The 14,642-nt window shown below is 67.1% G+C and carries 15 protein-coding genes; 11 read left to right on the forward strand and 4 right to left on the reverse strand.

The genetic code is table 11. From position 1 onward, the window contains the following. Positions 1-52 precede the first annotated feature (52 nt). Genes DFR40_RS13515 through DFR40_RS13530 form a run of 4 tightly spaced genes read left to right on the forward strand, consistent with a single transcriptional unit; the run spans position 53 to position 3,127 of the window. On the forward strand, positions 53-601 hold the full coding sequence (locus DFR40_RS13515; RefSeq protein ID WP_121459024.1) for a hypoxanthine-guanine phosphoribosyltransferase: 549 nt from the start codon (positions 53-55) through the stop codon (positions 599-601). Beyond that, complete coding sequence (locus tag DFR40_RS13520) at positions 598-1,275, forward strand: class I SAM-dependent methyltransferase (RefSeq protein WP_121459025.1); 678 nt, start codon at positions 598-600, stop codon at positions 1,273-1,275. The genes DFR40_RS13515 and DFR40_RS13520 overlap by 4 nt, the downstream gene beginning before the upstream one ends. A 1-nt stretch (position 1,276) precedes the next feature. Beyond that, positions 1,277-2,047: an S-methyl-5'-thioinosine phosphorylase gene (locus DFR40_RS13525; protein ID WP_121459026.1), complete on the forward strand. Its 771-nt coding sequence runs from the start codon at positions 1,277-1,279 to the stop codon at positions 2,045-2,047. Positions 2,048-2,089: 42 nt separating this feature from the next. After that, on the forward strand, positions 2,090-3,127 hold the full coding sequence (locus DFR40_RS13530) for a zinc ribbon domain-containing protein (protein WP_121459027.1): 1,038 nt from the start codon (positions 2,090-2,092) through the stop codon (positions 3,125-3,127). On the opposite strand, the gene chrA is transcribed toward DFR40_RS13530, so the two are convergent. Beyond that, positions 3,124-4,299: a chromate efflux transporter gene (chrA, locus tag DFR40_RS17060; protein ID WP_147431335.1), complete on the reverse strand. Its 1,176-nt coding sequence runs from the start codon at positions 4,297-4,299 to the stop codon at positions 3,124-3,126. The genes DFR40_RS13530 and chrA overlap by 4 nt on opposite strands. 102 nt (positions 4,300-4,401) lie before the next feature. Here chrA and DFR40_RS13535 point away from each other — a divergent pair, with 102 nt between their 5' ends. Genes DFR40_RS13535 through DFR40_RS13545 form a run of 3 tightly spaced genes read left to right on the forward strand, consistent with a single transcriptional unit; the run spans position 4,402 to position 7,644 of the window. After that, positions 4,402-6,291, forward strand: coding sequence for an AsmA family protein (locus DFR40_RS13535; RefSeq protein WP_170160227.1), 1,890 nt, complete (start codon positions 4,402-4,404; stop codon positions 6,289-6,291). A gap of 43 nt (positions 6,292-6,334) precedes the next feature. Then, the gene (locus DFR40_RS13540; protein WP_121459029.1) at positions 6,335-6,763 is read left to right on the forward strand and encodes an acyl-CoA thioesterase; all 429 of its coding nucleotides are present in this window, start codon (positions 6,335-6,337) and stop codon (positions 6,761-6,763) included. Beyond that, positions 6,760-7,644 carry a radical SAM protein gene (locus DFR40_RS13545; RefSeq protein ID WP_121459030.1) on the forward strand — a complete coding sequence of 295 codons (885 nt, stop codon included), beginning with the start codon at positions 6,760-6,762 and terminating at the stop codon, positions 7,642-7,644. Before DFR40_RS13540 ends, DFR40_RS13545 begins: the two co-directional genes overlap by 4 nt. 50 nt (positions 7,645-7,694) lie before the next feature. Here DFR40_RS13545 and DFR40_RS13550 read toward each other — a convergent pair whose 3' ends face one another. Then, on the reverse strand, positions 7,695-8,900 hold the full coding sequence (locus DFR40_RS13550; protein WP_121459031.1) for an MFS transporter: 1,206 nt from the start codon (positions 8,898-8,900) through the stop codon (positions 7,695-7,697). Positions 8,901-8,989: 89 nt separating this feature from the next. Between DFR40_RS13550 and DFR40_RS13555 the strand changes: the two genes are divergently transcribed. Both DFR40_RS13555 and DFR40_RS17065 read left to right on the forward strand, forming a co-directional pair. Then, positions 8,990-9,781 (forward strand): AraC family transcriptional regulator, encoded by a 792-nt coding sequence (locus tag DFR40_RS13555; RefSeq protein WP_121459032.1) that lies wholly within the window; start codon positions 8,990-8,992, stop codon positions 9,779-9,781. 300 nt (positions 9,782-10,081) lie between these two features. After that, positions 10,082-10,678, forward strand: coding sequence for a hypothetical protein (locus DFR40_RS17065; protein WP_147431337.1), 597 nt, complete (start codon positions 10,082-10,084; stop codon positions 10,676-10,678). A gap of 99 nt (positions 10,679-10,777) precedes the next feature. Here DFR40_RS17065 and msrB read toward each other — a convergent pair whose 3' ends face one another. Continuing rightward, positions 10,778-11,173 (reverse strand): peptide-methionine (R)-S-oxide reductase MsrB, encoded by a 396-nt coding sequence (gene msrB, locus DFR40_RS13560; RefSeq protein ID WP_121459071.1) that lies wholly within the window; start codon positions 11,171-11,173, stop codon positions 10,778-10,780. A 70-nt stretch (positions 11,174-11,243) separates the two neighbouring features. Between msrB and DFR40_RS13565 the strand changes: the two genes are divergently transcribed. Next, positions 11,244-11,939 (forward strand): YecA/YgfB family protein, encoded by a 696-nt coding sequence (locus DFR40_RS13565; protein ID WP_170160228.1) that lies wholly within the window; start codon positions 11,244-11,246, stop codon positions 11,937-11,939. A 66-nt stretch (positions 11,940-12,005) separates the two neighbouring features. Here the strand turns inward: DFR40_RS13565 and DFR40_RS13570 are convergent, their stop codons facing one another. After that, a complete protein-coding gene (locus tag DFR40_RS13570; RefSeq protein WP_121459034.1) occupies positions 12,006-12,188 on the reverse strand; it encodes a hypothetical protein in 183 nt (60 codons plus the stop codon). Between the two features lie 183 nt (positions 12,189-12,371). Between DFR40_RS13570 and katG the strand changes: the two genes are divergently transcribed. Continuing rightward, complete coding sequence (gene katG / locus DFR40_RS13575; RefSeq protein WP_121459035.1) at positions 12,372-14,582, forward strand: catalase/peroxidase HPI; 2,211 nt, start codon at positions 12,372-12,374, stop codon at positions 14,580-14,582. The last annotated feature ends 60 nt before the right edge of the window (positions 14,583-14,642 follow it).

The following is a 14,642-nucleotide window of genomic DNA, read 5'->3' on the forward strand; positions in this document are numbered from 1 at the left end:
GGTCTACCATGCCGGCCCCCGTCGGATTGACCGAACAACAGGGAGAGAGAGAATGAATACCCAACAAGCCCGGGCCATGCTGGCCGATGCCGAAGTGATCCACAGCGCCGAAGCGGTCAATGCCACGCTCGACCGGATGGCGGCCGAGATCCGCGACCGTCTGTCCGAGAGCTACCCGCTGGTGCTCTGCGTGATGACCGGCGGCGTCGTCTTTTGCGGTCAACTGCTGACCCGCCTCGATTTTCCGCTCGACTTCGACTATCTGCACGCCACCCGCTACGGTCCGGAAACCCAGGGCGGCAAGATTTCCTGGCGAACGGCGCCGTGGACCCCGGTCAAGGGGCGCAAGGTGCTGGTCGTCGACGACATCCTCGACGAGGGCGTGACTCTCGCCGCGGTCAAGGAAAGCCTGCTCCGCCTCGGTGCCGAGGAAGTGCTGACGGCGGTCTTCTCGGACAAGCTGAACGGCAAGAACAAGCCGCTGGCCGCCGATTTCGTCGGCCTCACCGTGCCCGACCGCTTCGTCTTCGGCTTCGGCATGGATGCCGGCGGCGCCTGGCGCAACCTGCCGGCGATCTACGCCAAGAAGGACGAGGCTTGAGCGCTGCCACGGTCGCCGGCTTCGTCGGCTACTGGCAGGCCGAGGGCGAAGCCTACGCGCGCGCCGGCGACTACGCCTGGATGGCGTCGCTGGTGCCCGGTCGGCGGGTTCTCGAGATCGGTTGCGGGCCCGGTTTTGGCACCCGCGCGCTGGTCGACCGTGGACTTTCCGTACTCGTCGTCGACAGCCTCGACGACTGCCTGCAGCTGGCCGCCGCCCAGGCGCCGGCGGCGGAATGCCTGGCCGCCGACGTCGCCGCACTGGCTGACGGTCAACGGCAGAAAATCGCCGATTTTGCCCCGGACAGCGTCGTCTGCTGGCTGATGGGCGCGCCCGCCGCGGTCACCGGCGCTGCCGACGGCGATGGCGGGCGGGCGGTGATCGCCTACCGCGAACGCATCCACCGCGCCGTGGCCGAACTCGCCGCCAGCCTCGCCGGCGTGCGTGCGCTGCACCTCGTCGATCGCACCGCGATCGCCTGGCAGGCCAAGGACATCGGCCGCGACACGCTGTGCCGCTACCATCTCGGCAAGACGCTGGCCGGCCTGCCGTTTGCCGCCACGCGCGCCGACGCGCTTTACCGCAAGCTGGCCTGGGCCGGCACCTCATCGTCCGGCGCGCTGCGCGGGGCGGTTCCCACGCTGGCCTCGCTGCTGGCACACCGGAGTCAATAACATGCTGGCAATCATCGGCGGCAGCGGTCTGACGACCCTGTCCAACCTCGACGTCTCGCACCGCGAGGTCGTTCGCACCCCCTTCGGCGAGCCGTCCGGCGCCCTCGTCTTCGGCCAGATCTGCGGCCGGCCGGCGGTCTTCCTGCCGCGCCACGGCTACGGCCACAGCATTCCGCCGCACATGGTCAATTACCGCGCCAACCTGTGGGCACTGCATCACCACGAAGTCACCGGCATCATCTCGGTGGCCTCGGTCGGCGGCATCCGCGATGACCTGCAGCCGGGCGACATCGTCCTCCCCGACCAGATCATCGACTACACCTGGGGACGCAAGTCCACCTTCTTCGACGGCGTCGGCTCGCCAGTCACCCACGTCGACTTCACCGAACCCTACGACGCCGCGCTCACCGACCGCATCGCCGACGCGGCGACGGCGCTGAGCATCCCGTTCAAGCGCGGCGCCGTCTACGCCGCGACGCAGGGGCCGCGCCTCGAGACCGCCGCCGAGATCAACCGCTTCGAGCGCGACGGCGCCGACATCGTCGGCATGACCGGAATGCCCGAAGCCGTGCTGGCGCGCGAACTGGGCGTGCCTTACGCGGCGATCAGCGTCATCGCCAACCACGCCGCCGGGCGCGGTAGCAGCGCCCACGGCATCCGCTTCGAGAGCCTCGACTACGTCCTCCAGGAAGCGATGGGACGCGTGCGCAGCATCATCGAGCGCGTCGTCGGTTGCCAGGACAACTGCCAGCCGATGGGCATCTCGGTATAAGCGGTAACATGACGCCTTCACGTAACTGAGGAGGCGTCACCCATGAGCAAGGCCCTGCGCTGGTCGGAACGCTGGTTCCGTTTCGGGTTGTGGATCGTCGCCCTGGTCTTTGCCAGCTTCCTGATCGGGCTGGGCGGCAACATCGTCGAGAACCTGCCGCGCGTCGAGCAGCAACTGACGCTCGAGGACTTCCTCGACCGCGATGCCGCCGCTGCCCTGCGCGCCGAGATCGAGGCGGCGCGCCTGGCGCGCCAGGCGGCCCAGGAAGCGCACGACCAGGCGCAGCTGAAACTGAATATCGCCCGTTCCGACGCGTCGACCGCCAGAGACACCTTCAACAACTGGCTGGCCACCCGGCGCGCCACCCAGCTGGCCGAGCAGGACCGCGAACTGGTCGCGCGCAGCGCCCAGCTCGACACGCTCAAGGCGGCCGAGCGCCAGGCGCTGGCGGCGGTGCAGGCGCAGCAGCAGGCGCTGCTCGACCAGCAGCAGGCGGAAAGCCGGGCCGAGACCCGGCTCAACGACATGCGCGCCGCCGCCGGCGGGCGCTACCGCGACGAACTGCGCAGCCAGGAACTGCGCGTCTTCGCCTATCGCCTGGCCCTGACCCTGCCGCTGCTCGGCGTCGCCGGCTGGCTCTTCGCCAGGCAGCGCAAGAGCACCTGGTGGCCGTTCGTCTGGGGCTTCATCTACTTCGCGCTGTTCGCCTTCTTCGTCGAGCTGGTGCCCTACATCCCGAGCTACGGCGGCTGGATCCGCTACAGCGTCGGCATCGTCCTCACCGTGCTCGTCGGCCGCTACGCGATCCTGGCGCTGAACCGCTACCTCGAGCGGCAGAAGCAGGCCGAGGCGCTGCCCGACGTCGAACGGCGCAAGGAACTGTCCTACGACGTCGCCCTGGCGCGCCTGGGCAAGAAGGTCTGCCCGGGCTGCGAACGCGGCGTCGACCTGGCCAACACGGCGATCGACTACTGTCCGCATTGCGGCATCTGCCTGTTCGACCACTGCACTGCCTGCAACGAACGCAAGAGCGCCTTCGCCCGCTTCTGCCACGCCTGCGGCGCGGCAGCGAAAAGCTAGAGCAGCAGCGCCCCGGCCAGCGCGCAGCCGGCGACGACGCGCCACGGCGGCTGTCTGCCCCAGGTCAGCGCGGCCAGCGCGACGGCGGCTAGCGCCAGTTCGCGCGGGCCGTGGATGGCGCCGGTCCAAACCGGGTCGTAAAGCGCGGCGAGCAGGATGCCGACCACCGCCGCGTTGATCCCGGCCAGCGCCGCCCGGGCGCGGGCGTTGGCGCGCAGCGCGTCCCAGAAGGGCAGAGCGCCGGCGACCAGCAGGAAGGCCGGGGCGAAGATCGCCAGCAGCGCCAGCAGGCCGCCGGCCCAGCCGTTCGGCGTGGTACCGCCGGCGGCGCCGAGGAAGGCGGCGAAGGTGAACAGCGGGCCGGGCACCGCCTGGGCGACGCCGTAGCCGGCCAGGAAGCTTGCACTGTCGCCCCGGCCAAGGTCGTTCATCGCCGTCTGCAGCAAGGGCAGGACGACGTGGCCACCGCCGAAGACCAGTGCGCCCGCGCGGTAGAAGGCATCGACCAGGGCCAGCGCCGGCGCGGCGAAGGTCGTGGCCAGCCAGGGCAGGCCGAACAGGCCGGCGACAAAGAGCGTCAGCCAGAGCAGCGCGCCGCGCCGGCTGATGCTGGCGGCGAGCCGTTCCGGGCCGGCGGCCGGGACTGCTGCACCGAGGGCCAGCCCGCCCAGCGCGCCGCCGGCGATCACCGTCAGTTGCCCGGCGACACCCGGCCAGGCCAGCAGCAGTGCGGCGCCGAGCAGGGCAAGCAGGCGCCGCGGCCAGTCCGGGCAGAGGCTGCGGCCCATGCCCCAGACGGCCTGGGCGACGACCGCCACGGCGACGCTCTTGAGGCCGGCGAGCAGTCCGTGGGGCAGGCTTTGGCCGAATTCGGCCAGGCCGAGTGCGAAAAGAATCAGCAGGATCGCCGACGGCAGCGTGAAACCGCACCAGGCGGCGAGCGCCCCGCGATAGCCGGCGCGCTGCAGGCCGAGCGCCAGCCCGACCTGGCTGCTTGCCGGACCGGGCAGGAACTGGCACAGGGCGACCAGGTCGGCGTAGGCGGCGTCGCTCAGCCAGCGGCGACGATGTACGAATTCCTCGCGGAAACAGGCGAGATGCGCGACCGGCCCGCCGAAGGCGGTCAGGCCAAGGCGCAGGAAGGCGACGAAGGTTTCACGGACGGCGGACATCGCGCCAGTCTAGCGCAGCGGTCTTCCGTTTACATTTCCGAACAGTTGCCGCCGCCGGCTTTTGCTAGGCTGCAGGCTGTTCGCCCACCCGGAGTCCCGCCCATGTCCATCCTGCGCAAACTCGCCGTCGCACTCGCCGTCCTCTCCGGCTTGCTGGTCGTTGCCGCCGGCATCGCCTACGCCATGTTCGACGCCGCCGCGATCAAGCGCCAGCTGATCGAGCAGGTGGCGGCGAAGACCGGACGCAGCTTGCGCATCGACGGCGAGGTCGGCTTGTCGCTGTGGCCCGAGGTCGCGGTCAGTGCCGGCCAGGTCGGGCTGTCGGAAGCCGACGGCAAGACCGCCTTCGCCTCGCTCGCGGCGCTGCGCGTCGCGGTGGCCGTGATGCCGTTGCTCGCCGGCCGGGTCGAGGCCCGCCAGATCGAGATCGACGGCCTGGCGCTGACGCTGGTCAAGCGCCGCGACGGCAGCCTCAACATCGACGACCTGCGCGGCGGCAGCGCCAAGCCCGCGTCGGCGGCCGCCGATTCCGCCGCCACCGGCGGCGGCAGTCAGCCGCTGCAGCTTGACATCGCCGGGCTGGCCCTGCGCGATGCCCGGATCACCTGGCGCGACGAAGCCGCCGGCAAGCTCAGCCAGTTGTCGGCCGTCGATTTCTCGACCGGCCGCATCCAGGCCGACGGTGCCGCCGGTCGGCTGAGCATCGCCGATGTCCGCCTGGCGCTGCGCGGCAGCAGCGGCGACGACCGCGTCGACGCCGGGATCGAACTGCCCAGCCTGCAGCTCGACGGCCAGCAACTGAGCACCGCCTTCGCCGGCACGCTGGCGCTGAGCAGTCCGGCGCTGCCGATGCGCAACATCAAGCTGCCGCTGGCCGGCAAGCTTGCTGCCGACCTCGGCAAATCGAGCGCCGCGCTGACGCTCCAGACCAGCCTCGATGCCTCGAAGATTGCGCTGAATGTCACGGTCGACCGCCTTTCGCCGCTGTTTTTCAATGCCGACCTGAAGATCGACCAGCTCAACGTCGATCATTACCTGCCGCCGGCCAGGTCCGGCGCGGCCCCGACGCCAGCCGGCCAGGGCAGCGCCGGTGCCGGCGGGGCCAAGCCGGCCGGCCGGATCGACCTGACGCCGCTCGAGGGGCTGAACTTCCGCGGCCAGGTCGCGGTCGGCCAGTTGCAGGTGCGCGGCCTGAAGCTGTCGGCGCTGGACATGAAGCTCGCCGCCGGCGCCGGTCGCCTCGACATCGTGCCGCTGCGCGCCAGGCTTTACGGCGGCAGCCTCGACGGCGCGCTCGGCGTCAGCGCCCGCGGCAACGTGTTCACGGTGCGCCAGAACCTGAACGGCATCGACATCCGGCCGCTGCTCGCCGACGTCCTCGGCAAGGAGCCGCTGGAAGGTCGCGGCAGCGTCGCCATCGACGTCAATACGCGCGGCCAGACGGTCGACGCGCTCAAGCGCGGGCTGGCCGGGCAGGCCTCGCTGGCCTTGCGCGACGGCGCCATCCGCGGCGTCAACCTGGCCAAGCAGCTGCGCGACGCGAAGGCCGTGCTGCGCGGCGGCAAGAGTGCGGCGAGCGCGGCCGAGGCGGCGGAAAAGACCGATTTTTCCGAGTTGACCGCCAGCTTCCGGATCGCCGGCGGCGTCGCCCACAACGACGACCTGGCGATGAAGTCGCCTTTCCTGCGCCTGGGCGGCGCCGGCGACATCGACATCGGCAACGGCCGCATCGACTACCTGGCCAGGGTCAGCGTCGTCGAAACCTCGAAGGGGCAGGCCGGCAAGGAGCGCGACGAGCTGCGCGGAATCACCGTGCCGGTGCGCCTGCGCGGGCCCTTCGACGATCTTTCCTATACGCTAGAGGTCGACGCACTGCTCAAGGACGCGGCGCAAGCCAAACTCGACGAGAAGAAGGCCGAGCTCAAGGAAAAGGCCGGCAGGAAGCTCGAGGAAAAACTCGGCGACAAGCTCAAGGGCCTGTTCGGCAAATGAGCCGCCGGCCTAGAATGCGACCTTTATCCGCCGGACCGACGCCATGCCCCGCATCAAGATCGCCTTGCCCGAGAAGTTCGTCTTCAGCACCGAAATCCCGATCTACATCCAGCACATCAACTACGGCCACCACCTCGACAACGCCGCGCTGCTGATGCTGGTCGCCGAGGCGCGGGTGCGCTTCTTCAAGCATTTCGGCTGGAGCGAGCTCGATGTCGGCGGGCCCGGCATCGTCGTCGCCGACGTCGCCGCCCAGTACCGTTCCGAAGCCTTCCACGGCGAGACGCTGGTGATCGCCTTCGCCGCCGCCGATTTCCACGATTACGGCTGCGACCTGGTCTGGCAACTGAACGACCAGGCGAGCGGCCGCGAGGTGGCGCGCGGCAAGCACGGCATCGTCTTCTTCGACTACGCGACGCGCAGCAAGGTCAAGGTGCCGGCGGTATTCGCCGAAAGGATGGCCGGCGCATGATCCCGATCCGCTACGTCGAGCCGGTGTTCCGGCCGCCGTCGGAAGCCGAATCGCTGATCCTGCCGGTGACCGACGGCTGTTCGTGGAACCAGTGCACCTTCTGCGAGATGTACACCGCGCCGCAGAAGAAATTCCGCGCCCGCGACGAGGCCGAGGTGCTGGACAGCATCCGCGCCACCGGCGAACGTTACGGCAGCGACATCCGCCGCGTCTTCCTGGCCGACGGCGACGCGCTGGTTTTGCCGACGAAACGGCTGTTGACCGTGATCGAGGCGATTCGCAGCCACCTGCCGGCGGTGCGGCGGATTTCCAGCTACTGCCTGCCGCGCAACCTGAAGAAGAAAAGCCAGTCGGAGATCGACGAACTCGCCGCCGCCGGGCTTTCCATGGTCTATGTCGGCGCCGAATCGGGCGACGACGCGGTGCTCGCCGCCGTCAGCAAGGGCGAAACCTTCGACTCCACCGTCGATGCGCTGAACAAGCTCGGCGCCGCCGGCATCAGCCGTTCGGTGATGATCCTCAACGGCCTCGGCGGGCGCGAACTGTCGCGCCAGCATGCGGAAAACTCGGCGCGCCTGGCCAACGCCACCCAGCCGGAATACCTGGCGACGCTGGTGGTCAGCTTTCCCAAGGGCGAACAGCGGCTGCGCGCCGGTTTTCCCGGCTGGGAGCCGTTGACCCAGCCTGAACTGTTCGCCGAGATGGAGACTTTCCTCAGCGGCCTGGAACTCAAGCGCACCGTCTTTCGTTCCGACCACGCGTCGAACTGGCTGATCCTCAAGGGCACGCTCGGCGCCGACAAGGATCGCCTGCTCGCCCAGGTGCGCCAGGCCATCGCCGGCGAGGCGAAGCTGCGCCCGGCCTGGGCGCGCGGGCTGTAATCTGACGGTCGACGCGGTTTTTGCCGGTTTTTTGCCGTCGACCGTGAACCTCAGACCTTGCCGACGCGCAGCGCGGTGAAGATGGCCAGCGCCTGGAAGATGGCGATGCCGAGCAGCACGCCGCTGAAATTGCCGCTGTCCATCAGCCGCCCGAAAATCAGCGGCGCCGTCGCCAGACCGAGGTCGAGCCCGGAATAGACGAAGCCGTAGATGCGCCCGAACGCCGCCTGGCCGAAGCGCGCCGTCGCCGCGCGGCGCACCAGCAGGTCGCGCGAGGGACCGGCGACGCCGGTGCAGAAACCGATCAGGCCCATCAGCGGCAGGATGCTCCAGGCCGGCGGCAGGCCGCTGGCGAGCAGCAGCGCGAACAGCGCGGCAAGGCCGAGAGCACCGGCGATCAGCCCGTCGTGCGCGTTCTTCTGCGCCAGGAAGCCGCCGAGGACGATGCCGGCGGCGCCACCGAGCAGGTAGGTGGACAGCGCCGTCGCCGCGCTGGCCAGGCTGAAGGCGTAGAGCGCCTGCAGGATCGGCGTGGCGAAGTTCTGGATGGCGCCGAAGGCGGCGGTGATCAGGAAGAAGAACAGGAAGCACAGCCAGACCGCCGGCACGCGCAGGAAGGCGAGCGGCGGCACGGCCTCGCCGCCGGGCTTGGCGGCGTGTTCGGCGAGCGGGTCGGCGATCGCCTGGCGGCGCCAGGTCAACACGCCGAGGGCGACGACGGCGACGACGCTGGCGCCGAGCGCCGCCTCGCGCCAGCCGGCAACGGCGGCGATGCCGGTCATGAACACCGGCGCCGCTGCCCAGCCGAGGTTGCCTGACAGCCCATGCACCGAGAAGGCGTGGCCGAGGCGCGGCTGCGAGACGCGCCGGTTGAGCACCGTGAAATCGGCCGGATGGAAGACGCTGTTGCCCAGCCCGGCGAGCGCCGCGGCGGCAATCAGCCAGGCCAGGCCGCTGGCGAAATGCAGCGTGATGCCGGCGAGCACGAAGCAGCAGATGCCGGCAAACAGCACGCGGAAGGCGCCGAAGCGGTCGACGAAGAAACCGGCGGCGGCCTGGCCGATCCCGGAAATCACGAAGAAGACCGTCATCGTCACGCCGACGGCGGTGAAGCTGAGGCCGAACTCGGCCATCAGCCACGGGAACAGCGGCGGCAGCAGGAGGTGGACGAAATGCGAAACGCCGTGTACGAAACCGATCAGCGCGATCGTCTCGAGGTCGCCGGCGGCGGGGCGGGGCAGGGTGTCGGTAGTCATCTCGGGGTCGGGGTGGATTTTGTTATGGCGACCAGTTTAAACAGCCGGCGCATTGACGCAAACGCGATATTCCGACAAAAATTATCGCAATGCTGACAACCCTGCCTTTCGACCCCCTGCCGCGGCGCGCCCCGACCGCCACCGAACCGCTCACCGTCAACCTGCGTCGCCTGCCGGCCGACGTCCACGTGCCGGCGCACAGCCACGACTGGGCGCAGCTCGCCTTTCCGCTGCGCGGCGCCCTGCGCATCGCTGCCGCCGGCATGGCCTGGCTGGTGCCGGCCTTCCGCGCGGTGTGGATTCCGCCGCACATTGAGCACGAGGTGGTGATGCTCGGCCAGGTCGAGACGCGCACCGTGAACATTACCGTCGACGCCGCGCCGCTACCGCTTGACGCCTGTTCGGTGGTCGAAGTCTCCGATCTGATGCGGGCGCTGATCGAGGCCCTGAGCGGGCTCGGCGAAGGCGAAAGCCTGCGCCGCCAGCAGATGATCGCGTTGCTGCTCAGCGAAATCGGCCGCGCGCCGCCACTCTCGCTCGGCCTGCCGCTGCCCCGCGACCGCCGCCTGCAGGCATTGTGCGGCGCGCTTTTCGACGATCCCGCCGACAACCGCCCGCTGGCCGACTGGGCGGCCCGCGTCGGCGCCAGCGAACGAACGCTGGCGCGCCTTTTCGCCGACGAACTGAAGATGAGCTTCGGTGCCTGGCGCCAGCAACTGCGCCTGGCCCGCGCCCTCGACCTGATCGGCCGCGGCCGCCCCAGTGGCGAAGTCGCCGCCGAACTCGGCTACGCCAGCCCGGCCGCCTTCTCGGCGATGTTCAAACGCGCCTTCGGCGTGCCGCCGGGGCAATTCATGCGGAGTCGGGAAAGGGCTGGGTAGGAGGTTGGGGCTGATTGACTGTTGTCGGCCAATACCTGTCATTGGAAATTCATGCTCAACAGCGGAAGTCGATTTGAATGGCATAATGGCATATAAATGGGACCCGGGAGACATTCTTCCGCACGGTGAAGCTGCAACGAAATCTTTACCTTTCCAAAATGACCATAGAAATGTTTTCGAGGGACTGGTTTTGTGTGGAAACCTAGTCATGGCAGCTCACGCTGCCTGCGGCTTTCGCCGCACTCTCGGGAAGGGGAAATCTCTTTTGTTCATTACCTTTTGGACAGCGACTTGACTTGTATGAAGCTCAATCCCATCGCACTACTTTTTTTCCTTGTTCTTCTATCTGGCTGTGTGACCACGTCAAATTTGCCAAAGAACGAACCAGCAATGGTTTCGCCCCAAGAAACTGTGTTCGTGATCGGTGTGCAGCCACGCTATCGTGTCGCGTTGGCTAAGGGCAGGGTAGACGGAACAAAGTGGAGCCGAGATTCTTTTTCGGTTGCCACCACAAACTCATTTCCAGACGATGGATACATAGTTGTGAAGGTTCCTTCTCTGTCTCCGCCGGAATGGTATGGAATTGCTCAGATACTTCCAGAAGGGATTGGCGTGTTGGCTCCCCGGTACATGCCTTGCATTGGACAAGGCGTTGTGGCATTCCAGGCGCCTTCGGGAAAAATTGTCTATGTCGGCGACATTGAATACAAGCGAGAGGGCGACAAGCTGAAGTTCAACTATGCCTGGAGACCTGAGGCGGCGAAGAAATTCGTTTCGTCTAGCTACAGTGCACTTTCTGATCGCCTGGAACTGTCGGAAGGAAGCATTTTCACCGAAAGTAGCACGACGTGTGATCCGACAACGATCTACGTACAAATCACTAGAACCTCGCGATAACCGGTCTATCCCGATTGAACGTCCACTTCACCAAGGCGGGAACTTCCGCTTTGGGTCGATAACTGCCCGTATCCTCCTTCGTCAGATGCAACGCCCCGCTCACTCATCCCGCGCCAGCGTCAGCGCTGCCGAGTTGATGCAGTAGCGCAGGCCGGTCGGGGCGGGGCCGTCGTCGAAGACGTGGCCGAGGTGGGCGCCGCAGCGGTGGCAGGTGACTTCGGTGCGGAGCATGCCGAAGCTGCGGTCGACGTGCTCGTCGATCAGGTTTTCGTCGTTCGGGCTGTGGAAGCTCGGCCAGCCGCAGCCCGAGTCGAACTTGGCTTCGGAGCGGAAGAGCGGCGCGTCGCAGCAGACGCAGCGGTAGGTGCCGGCCTCGTGGCAGTCCCAGTAAATGCCGGTGAAGGCGCGTTCGGTGCCCTTGCGGCGGGTTATCTGGTACTGGAGTTCGTCCAGTTGCTCGCGCCATTCGGCGTCAGTCTTGTCGATTCTGGTCATGGTTTTTCCTCGATTTTCCGGGTGGACCGTGAAACTGGGCTATGATTCAACCATTCCCGAGGAAGTGCAAATGAACCCGAATCCATTGACCGAGGCCGATCTCGACCGGCTTGAAGAATTGCTCGAGGCAGAAGTTTTCGGCGAGGAGGCGATGCGCCTCGACGAAGCGCAGGCGCTGATCTGCGCCGTGGTCAGCAGTCCCGAGCCGATCCAGCCGGCGCTGTGGCTGCCGGAAGTGCTCGGCCCCGGCGCCGAGAAGAGCAACGATCCGGTGGTCGGCGAGACGGTCGAACTGCTGATGCGCCTGAACAACGACATCGCCAAGTCGCTGTTCGACGACGAGACGGTGTCGCCGATGCTCTATCCGCTCGAGGAAGACTCCGAAGACTACGATTTCGCGGCCTGGGCCGATGCCTATGTCTATGGTGCCGGGCTCGGTGGCGACTGGTACGACCTCGCCGGCAAGCATGCCGACGACCTGTCCGAGCTGCTCGAGCCGATGTTCATGCTCAACGGCATGCTCAAGGAAGATGCCGAGAAGAACGGCGAGCGCTGGTTCAACCCGGCCGAGGAAGAGCGTCTGCTGGCCGACATCCAGGACAACCTGCCGGTGATCGTGCAGACGCTGTACAACTTCTGGCGCGCCAAGCGCGGCGGCGCCACGGTGCAGCGCGACGAGCCCAAGACCGGGCGCAACGATCCCTGTCCCTGCGGCAGCGGCAAGAAATTCAAGCAATGTTGCGGTCGACCGGACAAATTGAACTAAAACCGCCGACCGGCAACGAAACAAGGGCCAGCTTGCTGCTGGCCCTTGGCTTTTCTGGTGCCCGCGTCAGCGGCCGTAGCGCTGCTTCTGCTCGAAGGCGACGGCGCGCTTGAGGTAGCGGGTGAAGGCCTTCATCCCGTCGGGATTGTTGCTGTAGCCCTGTTCCTGGACTTCGGCGTCGAGGATGGCGTCGAGTTCGGGCGGGAAGGAGATGGCCGGGTAGCGGGTTCTGCGCTTGGCTGCTTTCATGGCTGCTATAACGAAAAGGGGAAAAGTTGCGGACTCTACCCCTTGCCGCCGGATTTTCCAATTCGTCCGATAGGCAGGCTTGATGATCATCATTGGATTAACCAAATGGAGATCGCGGTTTGATTTGCATAAGCTATCTTCACCGTAACAGCCCGTTAATCACGAAGAGAGAGGAAGAGCGTCATGAGCAACGAACAAAAGTGCCCGTTCCACACCATGCACGGTGCCCGCAGCACCGTCGGCACCCAGTCGAACCGCGACTGGTGGCCGAACCAGCTGAATCTCGGCATCCTGCACCAGCATGCTCCGGCGTCCAACCCGATGGACCCGGATTTCGACTACGCCAGCGAATTCAGGAAACTCGACCTGGCTGCGGTCAAGCACGACCTCTACGCGCTGATGACCACCTCGCAGGACTGGTGGCCGGCCGACTGGGGCCACTACGGCGGCCTCTTCATCCGCATGGCCTGGCATAGCGCCGGCACCTACCGCACTGCCGACGGTCGCGGCGGCGGCGGTACCGGCAACCAGCGCTTTGCCCCGGTCAACAGCTGGCCCGACAACGCCAACCTCGACAAGGCTCGCCGCCTGCTCTGGCCGATCAAGCAGAAATACGGCAACAAGCTCTCCTGGGCCGACCTGTTCATCCTCGCCGGCAACTGCGCACTCGAGTCGATGGGCTTCAAGACCTTCGGCTTCGGTGGCGGTCGCGTCGACATCTGGCAACCGGAAGAAGACATCTACTGGGGCGCCGAGAAGGAATGGCTGGCTACCAGCGACAAGCCGAACAGCCGCTACACCGGCGAACGCAACCTGGAAAATCCGCTGGCGGCGGTGCAGATGGGGCTGATCTACGTCAATCCCGAAGGCCCGGACGGCAATCCCGATCCGGTCGCTTCCGGTCGCGACGTGCGCGAAACCTTCGCCCGGATGGCGATGAACGACGAGGAAACCGTCGCCCTGGTCGCCGGCGGCCATACCTTCGGCAAGGCGCACGGCGCCGGCGATCCCAAGCTGATCGGGCCGGAACCGGAAGCCGCGGCGCTCGAGGAGCAGGGGCTCGGCTGGATCAACCGTTTTGCCAGCGGCAAGGGCGTGCACACCACGACCAGCGGCATCGAAGGCGCCTGGAAACCGAATCCGACGCAGTGGGACAACGGCTATTTCGACATGCTCTTCGGCTACGAGTGGGAACTGGTCAAGAGCCCGTCCGGCGCACACCAGTGGGTGGCCAAGGATTGCCAGCCGGAACACCTGATCCCGGACGCCCACGACCCGGCCCGGAAGCATCCGCCGATGATGACCACGGCCGACCTCAGCCTGCGCTTCGATCCGATCTACGAGCCGATTGCGCGCCGCTTCCACGACGATCCGGAAGCCTTTGCCGACGCCTTCGCCCGCGCCTGGTTCAAGCTGACGCACCGTGACATGGGCCCGAAGGCGCTCTATCTCGGCCCGGAAGTGCCGGCCGAAGACCTGATCTGGCAGGATCCGGTGCCGGCGGTCGATCACCCGCTGGTCGATGCTGCCGACATTGCTGCGCTGAAGGCGAAAATCCTCGCCGCCGGCCTGTCGACCGCGGAACTGGTGTCCACCGCCTGGGCCTCGGCCTCGACCTTCCGCGGCTCCGACAAGCGCGGCGGTGCCAACGGCGCGCGCATCCGCCTGGCACCGCAGAAGGACTGGGAAGTCAATCAGCCGGCGCAGCTGGCCCGCGTCCTCGGCGTGCTCGAAGGCATCCAGCGTCAATTCAACGCCGCTGCGGCCGGCGGCAAGAAGGTCTCGCTCGCCGACCTGATCGTCCTCGGCGGTTGCGCTGCTGTCGAAGTCGCCGCCAAGGCCGCCGGTGTCGCCGTCAGCGTGCCGTTCGCGCCGGGGCGTACCGATGCGACGCAGGCGCAGACCGACGTCGAGTCCTTCGCCGTGCTCGAACCGCAGGCCGATGGCTTCCGCAACTACCAGAAGGCACGCTACAGCGTGTCGGCCGAGCAGCTGCTGATCGACAAGGCACAGTTGCTGACGCTGTCGGCGCCGGAAATGACCGTGCTGGTAGGCGGCCTGCGCGTCCTCGGCGGCAACGCCGGCGCTTCACCGCAGGGCGTGTTCACCCGCCGGCCGCAGGTGCTGAGCAACGACTTCTTCGTCAATCTGCTCGACATGGGAACGGTGTGGAAGCCGGTGTCCGAGGCTGCCGACAGCTTCGAAGGCCGCGACCGCAAGACCGGTGCCGTCAAATGGACCGCCTCGCGCGTCGATCTGGTGTTCGGTTCGAACTCGCAGTTGCGCGCACTGGCCGAGGTCTATGCCCAGGACGACGGTCTGCCCAAGTTCATCCGCGACTTCGTCGCCGCCTGGAACAAGGTGATGACCCTCGACCGCTTCGACCTGAAGTGAGCGACGCCTGAACCGGCTGGGGCCTGCGCGATGCAGGCCCTTTTTTCTGGAGACGCCGCT

Origin of the sequence: Azonexus fungiphilus (assembly GCF_003634965.1) — a bacterium.
Classification (GTDB): Bacteria; Pseudomonadota; Gammaproteobacteria; order Burkholderiales; family Rhodocyclaceae; genus Azonexus; species Azonexus fungiphilus.